The organism is Paraburkholderia sp. RL17-337-BIB-A (assembly GCF_046025895.1).
Classification (GTDB): domain Bacteria; phylum Pseudomonadota; class Gammaproteobacteria; order Burkholderiales; family Burkholderiaceae; genus Paraburkholderia; species Paraburkholderia fungorum_C.
In genome coordinates this window covers 3,199,231-3,216,261 of the sequence record NZ_JARESY010000002.1, presented here as the reverse complement: position 1 = coordinate 3,216,261, position 17,031 = coordinate 3,199,231, and the positions used below count along the sequence as shown (strand labels likewise).

General features: G+C 54.9%; 10 protein-coding genes and 3 pseudogenes. 9 read left to right on the top strand and 4 right to left on the bottom strand.

The features are described from left to right. The first annotated feature begins 15 nt into the window (after window positions 1-15). From P0D84_RS34985 to P0D84_RS34960, 6 genes are all read left to right on the top strand, one after another. On the top strand, window positions 16-1,326 hold the full coding sequence (locus P0D84_RS34985) for a lipopolysaccharide biosynthesis protein (RefSeq protein WP_408344571.1): 1,311 nt from the start codon (window positions 16-18) through the stop codon (window positions 1,324-1,326). Beyond that, window positions 1,301-2,449 carry a glycosyltransferase gene (locus P0D84_RS34980; RefSeq protein WP_408344568.1) on the top strand — a complete coding sequence of 383 codons (1,149 nt, stop codon included), beginning with the start codon at window positions 1,301-1,303 and terminating at the stop codon, window positions 2,447-2,449. Before P0D84_RS34985 ends, P0D84_RS34980 begins: the two co-directional genes overlap by 26 nt. After that, window positions 2,440-3,675: a polysaccharide pyruvyl transferase family protein gene (locus tag P0D84_RS34975; protein ID WP_408344565.1), complete on the top strand. Its 1,236-nt coding sequence runs from the start codon at window positions 2,440-2,442 to the stop codon at window positions 3,673-3,675. Before P0D84_RS34980 ends, P0D84_RS34975 begins: the two co-directional genes overlap by 10 nt. Then, window positions 3,672-4,883 (top strand): glycosyltransferase, encoded by a 1,212-nt coding sequence (locus P0D84_RS34970; RefSeq protein ID WP_408344562.1) that lies wholly within the window; start codon window positions 3,672-3,674, stop codon window positions 4,881-4,883. The genes P0D84_RS34975 and P0D84_RS34970 overlap by 4 nt, the downstream gene beginning before the upstream one ends. 24 nt (window positions 4,884-4,907) lie before the next feature. Further along, window positions 4,908-6,302 carry an O-antigen polymerase gene (locus tag P0D84_RS34965; RefSeq protein WP_408344559.1) on the top strand — a complete coding sequence of 465 codons (1,395 nt, stop codon included), beginning with the start codon at window positions 4,908-4,910 and terminating at the stop codon, window positions 6,300-6,302. Between the two features lie 91 nt (window positions 6,303-6,393). Then, complete coding sequence (locus tag P0D84_RS34960; RefSeq protein WP_408344556.1) at window positions 6,394-8,373, top strand: hypothetical protein; 1,980 nt, start codon at window positions 6,394-6,396, stop codon at window positions 8,371-8,373. Between the two features lie 511 nt (window positions 8,374-8,884). Here the strand turns inward: P0D84_RS34960 and P0D84_RS34955 are convergent. Together P0D84_RS34955 and P0D84_RS34950 are read right to left on the bottom strand one after the other, a co-directional pair. Then, window positions 8,885-10,033, bottom strand: coding sequence for a glycosyltransferase family 4 protein (locus P0D84_RS34955; RefSeq protein WP_408344553.1), 1,149 nt, complete (start codon window positions 10,031-10,033; stop codon window positions 8,885-8,887). A 168-nt stretch (window positions 10,034-10,201) separates the two neighbouring features. Next, on the bottom strand, window positions 10,202-11,026 hold the full coding sequence (locus tag P0D84_RS34950; RefSeq protein ID WP_408346278.1) for a glycosyltransferase family 2 protein: 825 nt from the start codon (window positions 11,024-11,026) through the stop codon (window positions 10,202-10,204). Between the two features lie 1,240 nt (window positions 11,027-12,266). Between P0D84_RS34950 and P0D84_RS34945 the strand changes: the two genes are divergently transcribed. Both P0D84_RS34945 and P0D84_RS34940 read left to right on the top strand, forming a co-directional pair. Beyond that, window positions 12,267-13,511, top strand: a complete 1,245-nt coding sequence (locus tag P0D84_RS34945) for a glycosyltransferase WbuB (RefSeq protein ID WP_408346275.1) — start codon at window positions 12,267-12,269, stop codon at window positions 13,509-13,511. Between the two features lie 136 nt (window positions 13,512-13,647). Continuing rightward, window positions 13,648-13,914: pseudogene (locus P0D84_RS34940) on the top strand (transposase); the annotation flags it as partial. Window positions 13,915-14,142: 228 nt separating this feature from the next. On the opposite strand, the pseudogene P0D84_RS34935 reads toward P0D84_RS34940, so the two are convergent. Further along, window positions 14,143-14,389: pseudogene (locus P0D84_RS34935) on the bottom strand (IS110 family RNA-guided transposase); the annotation flags it as partial. A 344-nt stretch (window positions 14,390-14,733) separates the two neighbouring features. Between P0D84_RS34935 and P0D84_RS34930 the strand changes: the two are divergent. Then, window positions 14,734-16,104, top strand: coding sequence for an IS30 family transposase (locus P0D84_RS34930; RefSeq protein WP_408344547.1), 1,371 nt, complete (start codon window positions 14,734-14,736; stop codon window positions 16,102-16,104). On the opposite strand, the pseudogene P0D84_RS34925 reads toward P0D84_RS34930, so the two are convergent. Further along, window positions 16,028-16,765 (bottom strand): annotated as a pseudogene (locus P0D84_RS34925) (IS3 family transposase); the annotation flags it as partial. The gene P0D84_RS34930 and the pseudogene P0D84_RS34925 overlap by 77 nt on opposite strands. Window positions 16,766-17,031 lie beyond the last annotated feature (266 nt).

Below are 17,031 nucleotides of genomic sequence, written 5' to 3'. Positions count from 1 at the left end.
ACACACGGGTCCACCATGTCGGCACAACGTATTGTTCGTGCGTTCTTCGCGCACGGCCTTGGACAGGCCGTGACTGTCTTCGCGCAAGTCGTATCTGTTCCTTTGTTTCTGTCCGTGTGGGGCGCAGCGAAGTATGGGGAATGGATTCTTATCTCGACGATCCCCACCTACCTCGCGTTGAGCGATCTTGGCCTATCCACCGTCGCGGCAAATGAAATGGACCAGCGCGCGGCGGTGGGAGACTACGATCGTATTCAAGTCATTTACCGGACGCTCACCGCTGCGGTTGGGCTGTTTGTTTCTGCCGTGTTGATTGTTTCCGGATTGGCGTGGTGGGCGTTTGGAGCGGGATTTCATGTCTTCCGATACATGTCACCCAACGACGTGCGGTTCGTCGCATTGATTCTTATCGGCGACGTCTGCTTGAGCGTCATGTATGGGCCCCATACCGCTGCATTGCGCAGCGCCAATTGCTACGCTTTGTCGATTGGCATCTTGAATGTGACGAGATTCATGGCGCTCATGTTCGCACTGATCGCGCTTTTAACGTTAAAGACGCCGATTGCCGTTGCCTTGGGTATGCTCGTCGCGCGTTTGATCGGTTATGCCGCGCAGCAGACCGTAAAGAATCGATACTGCCGATGGGCGACGTTGTTTCCGCTCACGATTGATTGGATATGGCTCAAAAAATCTCTGATACCGTCTTTGGCGTTCCTCGGATTTCCGTTGAGTAACGGTTTGAATTTTCAGGGAATCTTGTGGGTCATCGGGACCGCGTTAGGACCGGCGCAGGTTGCAGTGTTTTCAACGATGAGAACGCTGACACGTGTGGCAGTGCAAATGATGAATCTGCTGTCCAACTCAGTTTGGTCGGAGGTGTCGAAGTTGTTCGCTGTCGGACGAAAAGGCGACGTAAAGAAGATAAAGCGCAAGCTGACGCTCGTGACGATCGTGGTGGCGACCGCGGCGGGCATCGCGATGAGCCAGTGGGGGGGGCGATTCTATACAGCGTGGACGGGAAAGCACATAACGTTCGATGCGTCGCTGTTCGACGTGTTGCTGCTCTCGATGGTTGCAAATTCGTTGTGGCAATCGAGCTCCATCTTCGTTATCGCGATCAACCGCCATATGCGGTTCGCCTTCGCCTATCTCGTTGCTGCGATTGGGGCTATCGCCATCGGATTATTTGCTGTTCGACACGGCGGGCTCGTGTCCGTCGCGATTTGCCTATTGGGACTGGATGTTTTCCTGGTCGTGTTTGGTGAATACGAAATATTTCAAGAATACAGCGAGAAAAGCCATGAAGGTGTTGTTCTTAACGGGTAGCGTCGGGGACTATCACTCGGCCCGCCTTAAAAACATGGGTGATCGTCTGTCGAAAGAGAGAATGGATTTTCGCGTGTTGGTGATGAGCCGCGACTCCAGAGACTATCTTCATCGTCACGCTCAGGGTTCTGTGCGTGACGCGGAGGAGAGTCGTTGGCGGTATCTGACAAGAGAGGGCCAAAAGCGAGCAGGCTGGAGATACCCGCTTAGACTGCTGATAGAAATAGCGCGGGAAAAGCCGGATCTGATCGTGACGATCGGATATAACTTCCACTACTCCGTTATCGGACTGGTTTATCGTTTGATCAAACGGTACCCGAGGATCGTATTTTGTGCCGACAGCAAGTTCGACGACGGCGTGCGGCGGCCCGGTCGCGAGGTCATCAAGGCACTGCTTGCACGGATGTACGACGGCGCGATCGTGGCTGGCCGCCGGCAGAGCCTTTATTTCCAATTCCTGGGAATCCCAGTTGAAAATATTCGAGTCGGCTATGACGTCGTGGACAACGGCCTTTTCCGACGAGCGGCCGAGACCGCTCATCGGCGTGACGCGGATTACCGGACGCAGCTAGGTTTGCCGGGAAAATATATCGTGTGCGTTTCTCGGCTTGTCGCGCGCAAGCGCGTCGACAAGGTTATAGATGCGTACGCACGCTCGCAGGCGAGTGCCACCGGTGTTTCCCTGCTAATCATTGGGTCAGGAGACTTGGAACAAGATCTGAGGGCGCGTTGCGACCGCCTGGGTCTGGGGAATTCTGTCGTATTCAGGCGGCTCGTTCCCAATCGGGACATGCCGATCTTCCTGTCATTGGCACTGTTCCTAGTGCTCCTTAGTGATTACGATCAATGGGGCCTGTGCCTGAATGAGGCGCTGGCGTGCGGGACGCCAGTCCTTTGCACGGATCGCTGTGGGGCGGCGCACGAACTGGTCAGGCATGGCGAGAACGGTTTCGTGACGGACGGTACGGAATCCGATATAGATCGGGGCATCAGCGTGCTACTCGATAGCGAGAATATTGCCAGGATGAAAAGCAAATACCCATGGAATCTTGCTGAATGGGATTTGCTGCTGTTTTCCGAAAACGTGTTGAATTTCGCAAACGGGTTCTCAAAATGGAAGTGATCAAGATCGTTGTGGCGAACGTCTTCGGCGCCGTTAATAAGGGCGATGCGGCGCTCATCGAGGTATGCATCGATGAGATCTATAGCGCGTTTCCTGGCGCATCGGTCAGCGGTATCGCTTATCAACCGTCGACGCAGCGTCGTCACATGCCCCAAGTGACGTGGTATGAGCGCCTTGGCAATTGCATGTCGAGAAACGTTTGGCGGCGGCGCCTTTGTAACATCATTCGTCAGGCGACAACGATCTGCTATGTCCTGTTCGGACGGCCATGGCCATTGGGTCTTCTTATTCCTCGAGAGCAGCGACGTGCGATCAAAGCGCTTAAGGAGGCCGACGTTGTCATTAGCTGCCCAGGCGGCTATCTTGAGGATTCGAACCCGTCGTATTACGCCAATCTGATTCAAATTTGGGCAGCGGCGAGATTCGGAGCGAAGATTATATTGGCGCCACAAAGCGTCGGCCCTATCAGGTCGCGACGTGGAAAGTGGTTCGCGCAGAAGATTCTCTCGAAAGCGAATCTGATTTGTGTGCGAGAGAGCGAATCGTACAATTTCGCAGTCGAGACATTATTGTTGCCAGAGAAGCGCGTTGTCCGGACCGGTGACCTGGCGTTCTGGCATGAATCGACACCGCCTGCCAGGGAGCTGCTCAAGACGGAGTTTGCAATTGAGCCGGATGAGCCGTATATCGCCGTTTCGGTGATCGAATGGGCATTCCCTCTTGCGCCGGATCAGGCGGAAGCCAAGCAACGGTACGTGCGCAAGATCTGCCAGCTGCTAGGTATCTTGCATGATACGCTGGGTGTGCGCGTTGTCATCGTGAATCAGGTCGCCGCTGATTTGCCTGTCGGGCGCGAGATCGCCTCGCGGCACCCCGATTTTGTCATTCTGGATCAGCGGGATCGCTCGGTGGTGGACGTGAGAGGCATCATCGCAGGCTCCGCGGTGTTTCTGGGGAGTCGCTTTCACTCATGCATCTTCGGCTTGCTCGCGGGGCAACCACTGGTTGCGCTTTCATACTTGCCTAAGACCAGCGGCATCATGACTGACCTCGGGCTCAGCGCGCGGGTTCACGATATAGACACCTTCGACGTACAACAGGTCGCGCAAAGAATGATCATTGATTACAGGGACCCGATCGTCGGCCGAGAGGAGGCAAATCGTGCGGTCCAGCGCTATAAGAATCAGTATCCGCGATTCGCTGACTTGCTGCGGGAGGCTGCGTGAAATTGACACTTGACACCCATGCCGAACGTCGTGCGAGTCATCAGGTCGGGTTTGTGACCGCGTCGGCTTCGCGCACCGGCGGAGGGCTGTTCGATGCGATGCGTGGTCTTGCGCTTGAACTTCCTGCCGCCGGATTCATGCCTCGCGTGTTCGCTCTGAAAGACGCTCATACCGAAGACGACCTTCCGCAATGGCGCGGCACGCAGGTAACCACATGTGACCGGGTCGGTCCGTCGATGCTTGGCTACTCTCCGACGCTGCGTGCGGCGCTGTTGGCGTCTGACGCACAAGTCATTCATACGCACGGAATCTGGATGCACCCGTCAGCCGATGTCGTTGCGTGGCATCGGCGCCAAAGCAAGCCCTACATTATTTCGCCGCACGGTATGCTCGACCGGTGGATTCTGAATCGTTCGAAGTTGAAGAAGTGGGGTGCGTTAGCCGCCTACGAGCGTCGTCATTTGAATCGTGCAGCCTGCTTGCACGCCCTCAATCTTGAAGAGGCGCACGCAATCCGTGCCGCCGGCCTCAAGCAGCCGATCGCCGTCGTGCATAACGGCGTGACGATCCCGGACAGCGATAGGCCTGGATTGCCGTCCTGGTGGAACGCCGACTTTGCGTCGAGAAAGCTATTACTCTATTTCGGCCGGTTGCACCCCAAGAAAGGCGTAGAGAATCTACTCGCGGCCTGGAAGGAAAGCGTCACCGCCGATGCGGTCAACGAGCGCTGGAACTTGATTATCGGTGGATGGGGGGATCCATCCTACATCGCTCAACTGCGCGGCATGGTGAACGAAGGGATCGACGCCGATGGTGTTCTCTTCATCGGCTCTCAGTTTGACGACGACAAGGCAAAGACATACGCGGCATGCGATTGCGTGATCTTGCCATCGTTCAGTGAGGGATTGCCAATGGTGCCGCTCGAGGCCTGGTCCTTTCGTAAGCCGGTCGCGCTTACCCGCGAGTGCAATTTATCGATTGGCTTCTCGCAAGATGCCGCCTTCGAAATTCTGAATTCGATTGATGGATTACGGGAATTTTTTGGCGACCTTTGCACTATCAGCGATACACGAATCGAAAAAATGGGTGAGAACGGCAGATTGCTGGTTGAGAGGTGCTTCGCCTGGACTACGATTGCAAAACAAATGGCGGATGTATATGGCTGGCTGATGGGGGCTAGTGAAAGACCCGCTTGCATTATCGACTAATGTCTCGTTCGGCGAAGAAATGATATGGAAATCGTAGGCTATATTGCGGTAATTAATCTTCTGTGTTGGGGCGCGTGCTTCGCATTCGTCATCTCAATGCGAATGCCCGTTTACCATCCAATATTTTTATATTTGATATATCACTTTCTCGGATATGTGATTCGTCCGTTCAACGTATACTTGATTGGAAAATCATTTCTCTGGAACACAATCGGACTAACCCCGTCGGACGGAACACTGTGGCTGACGTGTCTCAACATAAATTGCGCACTATTTGCTGCCGTCGTTCTGCCGGCGCTCGTCGAACCACGTAATCTTCGAGAGCTCAAGATACCGCCGACTCGATTCGTTATCTCGGACAAGGTTCGGTTTTTCTCTGTCTTGATTGTCCTTATCGCGCTGGGACTGTATTCGACTCATGTTGCCTATGGTTCCGCCGGTGTCGATTCGGTTCAATCCTTCGATGTGCAGGTTGATGCGAATGGTGGTCAGCGTCTGGTGGGGGTGTCGGGCTACATGATGGCCTTCGCGGAATTCATTCCGGCGGCGTTGTTGATCCTGATTCTCACCTACGGAATGACGCCGACGATGGTGGCGGCAACGGGTTCGTTTGTCCTGCTGCGCATTCTTGTCGGGGCGCAGCGCCTGTCCTTCGTCATTGTCGTGGTAAGTGCTTTGACGATCGCGTTAATGAGGCGCGGTCGGAGAAGTTTCGCTGTCAAAACTATTCTGATAGGCCTTGTTTTGGTGCTCCTGTTCGACGTCGTCGGTTCGGACCGTCTCGCGGCACGAAAAATACTGACCGGCGGTACGAGCATTGCGGAGATCTTCAATCATTACCAGCAAGCGAGGGCAGCCGGCGTCGGAACGAGCGACTTTCAGGAATTCGATGTCTCATCTGCGATCTACGAACTGGTGCCCGACAGAACCGGATTTAACTGGGGAACACAATATCTTCGATTGCTGACTTGGCCTATTCCACGGGGGATCTGGCCCAGCAAGCCGACGACGACACAGCGCATCAACTTGTTGAAATATGGGAATTTCTTCGCGCTGACATGGTCGCTGCATGCAGATTTGTACTCGATATTTGGATTCCCTTCATTGGTTGGCGGGATGTTTATCATTGGATTATTTCTGTACCGGTTTCATAATCGTATAATATATACGGACAATCCGAAAATGTTCGCATCGTACTGGATTTTCAATGGATATATTTCTACCTTGTTTCGCGACGGCGGTGTCCCCATGGCCTATTTTTTTGGTTTCTCGTTTGTCGCCATTTATATTTTGGTGAAGGCCGGGAAAATAAGGATGGCGCGGATTCTGCCTGCTGCGTCGAATAGTGAAAAGGTGCGTCCGACTGTAACCGCTTCCACTGTCCGATTGTCGATTCAATCACTTACTGATCGAGTATGATGGGTGGGCTCTTCAGGCCATTTACTATAGCGACAATGACTCGCGCGCTGAAATGAAATTTGCGAGACAATCCCGGCGAGAGTTCCTAAGGATGCTTGCAACCGTTCTCGGCGCGGAGGCCGTGTCGCAAAAGTCTCTTGCATTAGGCTTGGCATCGGCATCCATGTCGCACGAAATCATCGAAGCGGCAGCATATGGGGTATCCGCGCAGGCATCCGCAGAAGAGAATTCCGCGGCGCTATTGAAGATTCGCGCTCGAATGCGATCATCCGATTCGGCCTTCGACCTCATCCTGCCGGACGGGAGGCTGGACATCTTGACCGGCAGGTGGCTGCAGGGAGTGAGGGATGTTCGCGTTCGTGGCGGGAAAGACACCCAGTTGCGGAATGTCGGAGTGTCCGAGAAGACTACAGAGTGCGTCCCGCTAGTCATCAATCAGGACTATTTTTTGAATAATGCCGGATCGATTCCAGGATTTGGAGAGTTCACCAGTGGCGACCGCATCCGGTCGGTCACGGCCAAATCGTCCGTAATACGGCTACTGAATTCGGATAGTGGCAGGAGTTACAGGCCGGGCTTGCCGATATTGATTTATGGATACAACCAGGACTCTCAGGGTTACCCGCCGTCTATTCGATATTTCGAACGGAACGTTGTGGCGAACGCTGACGCGGGCGTGATCGAGCTGATTACGCCGCTGCGATACGACTACGACGCACGCTGGGTCGATATCGCGCAGAACGCAGATTACGTTGGGGAGAACAATGAGACGGGTGCTGCTCGTGTCCTGAGCCTGGATCGGCCCGGCTTTCGCGTGGCTAGGAATATAGAACTTGATGATCTGGCGTTCGTGTCATCACGCGAGCACCATGACGAAAACGACGTTACATCTCTGGATGGCAGTCTATACGCGTTTTCCGCTGACAGGATCGTATGCAACCGAGTGCGGGTTAATGGATACTTTTATCCATCAGCAAGTGGAACCATCATTGTTAACGATTCATATATCAGGTTCGTCGAAAATGACAAACTAGTGGATTACATAGAATACAACCGGAGCGAGATAGGTTTTTTTTCAAACGGTCCCGCTGTCAACCGGATCGTCGTGAATGATTCGACGATAGAGGAGCCGATTCCGATCATCAGTTGCAGGGCCGCAGAATTCAATGACGTTACATTTTTGGGAAAAAGGCGGCCCGCCAGTGCATTCGTAACGTTGAGCTTTTCCACACCAATGGATTCGATTGTATTCAACCGGCCCAGGCTTGTCTCGTCTGCCGGTGGAGTACTGCCGTTGACAACCGGCGGCGGGGTAGTCCGGGTCAAGGTCACGGCTGCGAAAGCCAACGTGCTGTACGCAAATTTCTCCGGTATTAACGATCCAATCCCGAGAGGACTTTCGGTTGGATCAGTTCTCCGGAGCGAGAGCGGAGAACCGCTATTCGATGTGACCGGCCTATGGCTTGAGAATGGTGAGACAGCGATACGTGTCAAAGCCAGGAACGAGAGAGCGACAGGTCAGGTCGATCAAATACTCTTAGCGAACATTTGCAAGAGGTTGTCAATCACTGACCCTATCGTATTGGGAGTTGGGGCGAGTACAGACAGGAAATTTTCAAGCCCGCGGAGCAGTTCGAACGCTTCTATAGACGTCTCGGTTCAGTTGAAGGCGGACAACACGAAAATCTTCGACGCTCATCATAACGACAGCATGATCGCGGGCAGGTTTGATTTCGGTGAGAGTTCAGAACAGCATACGTTCGACGTCACAATTCATCGGCGCGCGCGGGAATTGATCATATCGGTTGGCCATCAAGAAGGCGTGGCCGAACTCGATAGTGACGGGACGCTGCTCTTGAGTGGCCTGGATTACACAGGACACACCGTGTGGCGAGGCTCGATTGATACGACAGCGCCGGGAATTCGGACGATCGGAGAAAATCAGGTGGTGGCGATGGCACGGGACAAAGTGCAGCCGTTCCCGAGCGTGCGGATTGTACGTTTGCGAGCAATCTGTACCGGCCATTATTCGGCCGTGGCAAAAAATGTCGATTTCAAAATACTATTTTGATGGGGGGGTTAAATGGTCAAATTGTGCGAGATTTTCGATTCGCGGGCTCTTCTGCGAATTCTGGTTGCTGCTTCGGCCATAGGTATGGCGGGTGCACCGAAGGTTTCGTTGGCTGCATGCACGTTGCCCGGCTGCGAAGGAATAGTCAATCAAGATCCCGACGCCAAGTTGAATGGAATTTATGATAGTTCGGACATCCAATCATTGAAGAATAATTCCAACGGTTACTCGAGATCCGCATCTAGCCGAAGTGAATTGGCGACATTGTCGGCAGTCGGTGCCGAGGCGGCGAACCCCTATGCCGTAGCCGTGGGCCGCATGGGGTACGCGCGCAGCAGCACCTACTCCGGATTGGACGCCGTGCCGAAGCTGAGCCGTAGCGGAGTTCTGGGTGCGGGCGCCACTTCGTCGACATCGAGCGCACTTCCGAACGTAAGCGGTCTATCGACGCAAATGCAAGGTGCAAGACCGGGGAGCAATTGGTAGTGTTGCGAGAGGCAACGTGCGGTTGTTAGCGGAGACAGTCGGAGTAGACACCGCGCAATCTGTCTACGTATTGGTCCCAGTTATGCGTACGGGTGGCGGCAACGGTCGCTTGCCTGGAAAATTCATGAACCTTGTCGGGAGAGTTCGCCATCTCGGCGATCGCGTTAGCCAATTGGGAGGCGGAACTGGCAGAGACGATTTTTCCGGTACGGTCGTGTTCGATAATCTCGGCCGCACCGGATTCACGCGTGGCGATGATCGGCAGTCCGGTTGCGAGCGCTTCGCATAGAACGACGGCTAAGCCCTCTTCGAGTGAAGGGAGTGCGAAGACATCCGCCGAGTTGTAGTACTCGTTGAGTTGGGTATTTTCCACGCGAGGAATATGCGTGAAGAGATGTTGATACGGCACCAACAGCGGTTCGATTCGCGGCTCGATTTGCCCGATTAGTGTAACGTGCAATCGCTTGTCGTTTAGCTGCTTCACCGCTTCGAGGAGGTAGAGCTGACCTTTGCGCAAGCTGACGTGTCCAACGCACAATATGTTGAAGCGGTCGGTGTCCTTCTGCCGCTTCTCCAAAGGATAGAATCTTTTTACGTTGGCTGCGTAGGGAATGACTTTGATGATGCTTGCCGGTACCCCTTGCTGAATGAACGATTCCCGAACGATGGCGGAGGGCGCAAGGACATAATCGTACATTTTCAATTCTTCGATTAGTCTTTGTTGCTGCCGATTGATCCGCGTTATACGCGGAATGCCGCGCTTGTTCTCTTCGTCGCTGAGGAGCATGTCTCGATGAATGGGGTGGGTATTGACTACCTCCCCGATTACGATCGAACCTTCCCGTTTCGTCGTTTCGATAACCTGTCGTGAAGTGCCGTGTGCCATGATGTGGAGCAGAGGTGTCGGTCGCCAATTGAGTCGAACACCGAGTTGCCAGAGATCATGATAGGCGGGGAAAAGTAGATCGCTGAGCCGGTTCTTGAGCAACTTGGCGTGCAGTCGTACGGCATATTCCTTTGCCCAGATGTTGACAGTGCGGCCGCGTGTCAGCGAGAACGTCGATGCGCGTACCTTATGAGAGTAGTAAAAAGTGTCGAGGATTCCGAGTTCGTCCAGTCGCTCGATGTAGTTGTGAAAATGAAACCGACCGCATACTGCTACACTTACCTTCATGATTTAGCTCTCTGTGAAAATGGCCTTAGCCGGACGCAGCGGTGGACGAAGGTGTTGTCATCAATGTCGGGAGAATTTGCCATTCGGGCTTGTGGCGTGGTATCACCAGCGAAGCATTCTCCTTAGGCGGTTCGGGGCAAGAATCAGCGGCTCGATCAGTCAACACTGTCAACGAGACTCGGGTGTATATTCCAGTTCTTTCAATGAGATGAGGTATTCGTAGAAACATTGCAGGAAGGTATAGTTTATACCGGGGAGTCCATCCAGAAATGCCCTTCTCACAATCATCATATAACCGAATTTTAAAAATGGGCGGCAGGGTAGTCTATAAAATAGTGCTTTTTGATGTTTTCGTCGAGCATTAAAATCCCGTTCAAATAATGCCGATTTTAGCGATGCAGGCGTGCTCATTCGATTTCTGAGTTGAACGGCCTCCATTGATGAATAGACGTTATGTTTTGCGATCCAATGTGTGAGGCCTTTCGAAAAGGGAAAGTGATCTAGATGCTGCGAGATGGACATTATTTCGCCATCTACCATCATTACCTCGTTCACTTCGCGCTCATACTTCACACGCGAATGTCGGACCAGCCGAACAAAGTATGGTGATATCTGTGCGTGCTTTAGCCAACGACGCATAAAATAGTCACGCCTTTGGAGCCGTCCAGCAACGACCACATCGGGCGCAGCTTGAATAAATCTGTGAATCTCCGCTGCAAGATGCTTCGTTACCCTTTCATCGGCATCTAAAATAAGAAGCCATTCGTGTTTGAATGCCAATTGGTGAAGCCCGAAATTGCGTTGGGAGGCGAACCCGTCAAAGGGTCTCACGTGCACATGAGCACCGTAAGCCGTCGCAATGTCAACTGTTTTGTCGTGGCTTTCGGAGTCTAGCACCCAGACGTCGTTGCACCATGCAACGCTTTCCAAGCAACCCGGGAGATCTTCTTCTTCGTTTTTTGTCAGTATAAGAACCGAAACATTACACATCATGGATTCCAAGCTCCCTCTAAGTCGAAAAGGAAGCGTTACGGGAGAAACGTAACGCTAGCTCACTCGAAGCTCCGTTCAGGCGATAGATCGGACGGTACTGCCTCGTTAAGACGACACAGATCAAGCCCGCTTCTTACGTGACGCTATCTTCCGGGCTGGCATCCCGGCGTATACGGTCCATGATGTCGATAGCGATCGGGCAACCACAGATCGAGCGCCGACAACGGCACCTTCAGGGATAGTTACCCCTGGCCCAACGAATGCCTCCGCACAGATCCAGGCGAATTGTCCGATCTCAATTGGTTTTGCAAACAACTGGAAGCTGGGATCATTGTAGTCGTGGCTACCTGCGCATAGTTGGGCACCTTGCGATACAACACATCGTTTACCTAACGATACCGTCGCCATAGAGTAAATGCTCACGCCATTTGCGACACCGGCGAAATCATCGATCACCAGATTCCACGGAGCCCATACGTCCACTTTGGGGTAGATGTGGACGCCTGTTCCGATCTTTGCTCCAAAAAGTCTCAGGAGGCAGCTTCGCCAGGCGTGCAAGGGTATTGGGCTCGGACGGAACAGAATGATATAAGTCAGACACCATGCGAGACGTGCAGCGCGATTGCCTAGAGAAAAGGACGGCTGTCGAGCCCCATCGACCCCTTGCTGAATCATGTGAACGTACTCCCCCAAATCGTGAAATTCTTAAGCACAATTTTTTTAAAAATAAAGTATTTCTTCGCTCAAGAGCTACGGGCACTAGTCGTACCACTTTTCGACGAAGACACCAGCAAGGTTGTTACCCGTATTGGCCGATGCGTGTGCCTAGAGATAACGGAAATCGAGATGCTGCGCTCCAGAAACTGCTGTAAAGGCGATATTGTGCGCTGATCTATGGGTCTGCGCGTGTGCCGACCCGAGAAGCGGCGATGATTGTCGGACTACGCCAATATCGTGGCCGACCCATGCGATGTGTATCGCGGGTCGAAGCCTAGCGAATTGCTCCATGGTCGGAGCAACCCGGAGGGAGCGCGCAATCCATATTCGCGACTTCGTTACATCCACCGTCTCGCGAAGAAGCTCGTATTCCATTGTTTTCTTACTGTGGAGTCGCCAAAGCTCCTTGCGACGACGATTGGCGGACCGCGCCAATATCCTGGCCGACCCGCTCGATGCGAATGATCAAGATACCGTGCACTATGCAACCCAGCATTTTGCAGCGATATCGCGCTGGAGTCCGATGAAAATTCTTCTATATGGCATCAACTACGCACCGGAATTAACCGGCATCGGCAAGTACACCGCCGAGATGGCGGAAACGCTTGCCGCGTCTGGTCACCAGGTACGCGTGGTTTGTGCGCCACCCTATTACCCCCAGTGGCGTGTTGCCACGGGCTTTTCCGCATTCCGCTACGCGAACGAATGGCGCAGTGGTGTGCATATCTGGCGTACGCCGCTCTGGGTACCCTCGCAGCCAAAAGGCGCGCGCCGCATTGCGCATCTGATGAGTTTCGCGTTATCGAGTTTCCCGACGCTAATACGTCACGCGTTCTGGCGACCTGATGTGGTCGTCTGCATAGCACCGAGTTTGATGAATGCGCCCGCGGGCTGGTTAGTCGCGCGGTTGACAGGCGCGTATGCTTGGCTACACATTCAGGACTATGAGATTGACGCAGCGTTCAGCTTAGGGATTCTGAAGGGTTCTTTGTTAAAGAGAATTGCACTAGCGTTGGAGCGGGTACTGATCAAGCGGTTTGATACCGTGTCTACTATCTCGGGGAAAATGGTCGAACTCGCCATACGCAAAGGGGTCCAGAAAAGCAAGGTGGTGCGCTTCTCGAACTGGGCTGACACCGGATCGATCTATCCACTTGAACGGCATAGTTGGCTGAGGGGCGAGCTGAATATTCCGGAGGCCGCGACAGTGATTCTTTACTCGGGCAACATGGGCGCGAAGCAGGGCCTTGAAGTACTTGCGGCGGCTGCGATTGCGTTTGCCAAGCGTGACGACGTGGTCTTTGTATTCTGTGGCAACGGTCCAGCACGCGAAGGCACCGCAGCGTTGTGCACTGATCTGTACAACTGTCGCTTCATTGACCTGCAGCCGCTTGAACGACTGAACGAACTATTGAACCTAGCCGACATTCACGTGCTGCCCCAACGTGCTGGCGCGGCCGATCTGGTGATGCCATCAAAGTTGACGGGCATGCTCGCAAGCGGCCGAGCGGTTATCGCAATGGCTAGCCCAGGTACTGAATTGTACGAAGCGGTGTCCTCCCGTGGTGTGGTGGTGCCGCCGGGAGAAGTAAGCCCGCTCGTCTCGGCGATTGATCGGCTGGTTTGCAACGCGGCCGAGCGCGCGCGTCTCGGAGCGGCAGGTCGAGAATTCGCCCAGGCAGTGCTCTCGCGCGACGCCGTACTGAGCGAATTCGAGGCGAAGCTATGCGCGCTGCGTGCCGACGTTTCTGGCTCTTCTGAATTTTAGGTGCGGAATTAGGAATGCTAAGATGTAAGCATGTTCTCGTTACAAAGGAAAAAATAGAGATTGCCATAACAGGTGAGCTTGCCCCCGAAAAACGAATCCCTTGCTGAGCGGGTAAACTCAAGCAAGGAGAGTCAAGATGATGAGCAAGGCAAAGCGTGCACAGTACACGCTTGAATTCAAGCTGGAAGCGGTTCGGCTGGTCAAGCACGGTCAAAGCATGGCGGCGGTAGCAGCGACGCTGGGCGTGGCAGAACAGACGCTGTACAACTGGGTGAAGGCCGACCGGGAGGGCAAGCTCATGGGAGCCGGAGCCAAGCCGGTGAGTCAAGAACAGATGGAACTGGCGCGCTTGCGTGCGGAAGTGTCTCGCCTGAAGATGGAGCTCGACATCACAAAAAAAGCGGCGGCGTGCTCTACGCTGAACAGATCATTCGACATTGATTTCCATTCAGGGAAAATATTGCACACACATCATGTGCTGGTTCTAGCTAGCATTGGGTGCGAATGTGGCCTGATGGCCGCGCCTTACATCATGTGGCGCGGGAGATGAAGACGGACGACATGCCACCCTAAGCCATCGCCATCCGACTCTCGAAGAATCCCAATGAGATCTCCCGTAGTGCGCATGACGTACGTCATGGAGCCGAGCAACGTAGTCGGCACCTTGACCTTGCCCGTGTTCCGCGAATCCCATACCTTCAACGCCGGCGCGGCGTAACTGGCCGAACGAGTTCGCCCATGTCAGCATGGTTGAGATATCCTGCCGTGTCGGTCGTTACCGACAGCGTTCCGAGAAGCTTGCCTATGTCGCTGATCAGAGCCCCGACATGCGTATCCAGATGCGTGTCAACACCCAGAATCACTTCGTTTTGTTCCATGCGTGTGTCCGTTGTAGTGGACGCATCGCCAACCCCACTCGCAGGACAGGACACTCATGGTGCAGTACAAAGCTCCTATCAGGTCACAGACGGCGAGCCCGGCAACGCTCGGGGAACGCCGGAACCCGATCGACAGGTCAACGCCAGGGCAGCTCGGCCAATCCCAACACGGGTCAGATCGGTCCGACGTTCAGAAGCCATCTTAGACTGAGTGTCCCAACAATCGCCGCGTCGGCTCATTGACGAGCGCATGCCGTAGGCCTTCAGAGCGTCCTGAAACAGGCCGCCGCAACACAGGGCGAATTCAATCGGTCGTTGCAACATCTCGAGATTGGAGGTGTTAAATGGGACGACCACGAGGTTGGGCTGCGCAACAGACGGGGCGGGCATCGATGTCTTCACCGGGCAGGCCAGGTGTCAATCAGTTAGAGACGAAACAAGCATTCTGGAACTGCATTGCCGAGGGAATGGAGAGTGATGCCGCCGCGTTGGCGTGCGGCGTGTCGCAGCCCTTGGGCCCGCGATGGTTTCGCCAGGCTGGAGGCATGCCGCCGATAGATTTGGCGCCGCGCTCGGGTCGCTATTTATCGTTCTCGGAGCGTGAGGAGCTTGCCTTGCTTCGGGCGCAGGACTGCGGGGTTTGCGAGATCGCACGGCGGCTTGGTCGTTCGCCCTCGACCATCTCACGCGAACTGTGCCGCAATGCCGCGACCCGTGGCGGTACGCTGACCTATCGGGCGACGGTCGCGCAGTGGAAAGCCGAGCGAGCGGCAAGGCGGCCCAAGACCAGCAAGCTCGCCGAGAACGAGCGATTACGGGCTTATGTGCAGGACCGACTGGCGAATGCGGTTACCGATGAGAAGGGCCGGCCGATACCGGGACCCAACGTACCGTGGAAGGGAAGACGGCATGGTCGTCGGGCCGACCGGCGTTGGGGCACTTGCTGGAGTCCGGAGCAGATCAGCCGCCGGTTGCGACTTGATTTCCCCGATGATGAGTCTATGCAGATCTCACACGAAGCCATCTATCAAGCACTCTACATTCAGGGCCGTGGTGCATTGCGACGCGAACTCTCTGCGTGTCTGCGTACCGGCCGGGCACTGCGCGTGCCACGGGCCAGAACGCAGCAGCGAGGAAAAAGCTTCATCACCTCCGAGGTGCTGATCAGTGAGCGCCCGGCCGAGGTTGCCGACCGTGCTGTACCTGGGCATTGGGAAGGAGATCTGATCATCGGCCTGAACAGCTCTGCAATTGGCACTTTGGTTGAACGTACGACCCGATTCACAATGCTGCTGCACCTACCGCCCATGCCGGGCCACAATTCTGGCGCTCGGGTGAAGAACGGGCCGGCGTTAGCTGGCCACGGCGCCGAGGCTGTTCGCAATGCCATTGCCGCGAAGATCGCGATGCTGCCCGAGCATTTACGCAAGTCACTAACTTGGGATCAGGGCGCGGAAATGGCCCAGCATGCGCAGCTACAAATCGACACGGGTCTGGCAATCTACTTCTGCGATCCGCGAAGCCCGTGGCAGCGTGGAACTGACGAAAACACCAACGGCCTGTTGCGACAGTACTTCCCCAAAGGCACCGACATCAGTCGATATTCTGAACGCGAACTCGATGCGGTCGCTAACACACTCAACGCCCGACCGCGCAAAGCCCTTCAGTGGAAGACGCCCGCTGAAGCGCTTGAAGAGTTACTATCCACAGCTTAAAAAACAAGTGTTGCAACGACTCCTTGAACCTAAGCTGGCTGCCCCGGTCGCTATGCACGATTACACCAGCCTCAGGGCGACGCCGGAACCACGCCATGCGTAGCGCGTCTGTGACCAGTTCAGCCTTAATGTGCGGCTGCATCGACCAGCCCACCACCTGCCGACTGAACAGGTCGATGATGACCGCGAGGTACACCCAGCCCTCGGCTGTCGCCAGATACGTGATGTCGGTGGTCCAGACCTGGTTCGGTGCGTCGGCGGTGAAGTTGCGCTCCAGTAGATTAGGAGCCACAGGCAGGTTGTGATTCGAGTTCGTCGTCGCGATGTACTTGCGCTTGTGCCGGGCACGGATGCCATGCTGAGCCATCAGCTTGCGAACGCGCTCCTTGCCCACGCGCACGCCGCGTGCAACTAGTTCCTTCCACATGCGCGGCCAGCCATATTCGCCCTTGACCTGCGCGTGAATGACCTTGATGTGCGCGAGCAGCGCATCGTTGCTGATACGGCCTCTGTGCGGCTTATCACAGCCGGTGCGCTGTTGGCGCTGATGATATCCGCTGGGCCTGACTCCCAGTGCTTCACACAGCACCGTGACCGGCCAATGGTGTCGATTCCGGTCAATGAACGCGCACTTCACATCAATTCCTTCGCGAAGTACCCCGCCACCAGCCTGGTCGAAGCAACCGTCGAACTGTTATGGGCGCATCGAAATGACGTGATAAGCGGCAAGGTCGCTGCAGACCAGGCGCGGCTTTATGCACTAGGGAAAAGTGCCTGCGAGGCATTGCCGATCGGCGAGAAAGACCTGGCATGCCTTAGCGCCGTGTGCGAGCGGCCAATCTTGCGATCACGGCTGCGACCGAGTGCCAGGTTAGGGCTAGCGCGGCGGTGGCGACGCAAAATAGGCCCGCGTACTCAGGTGAACCG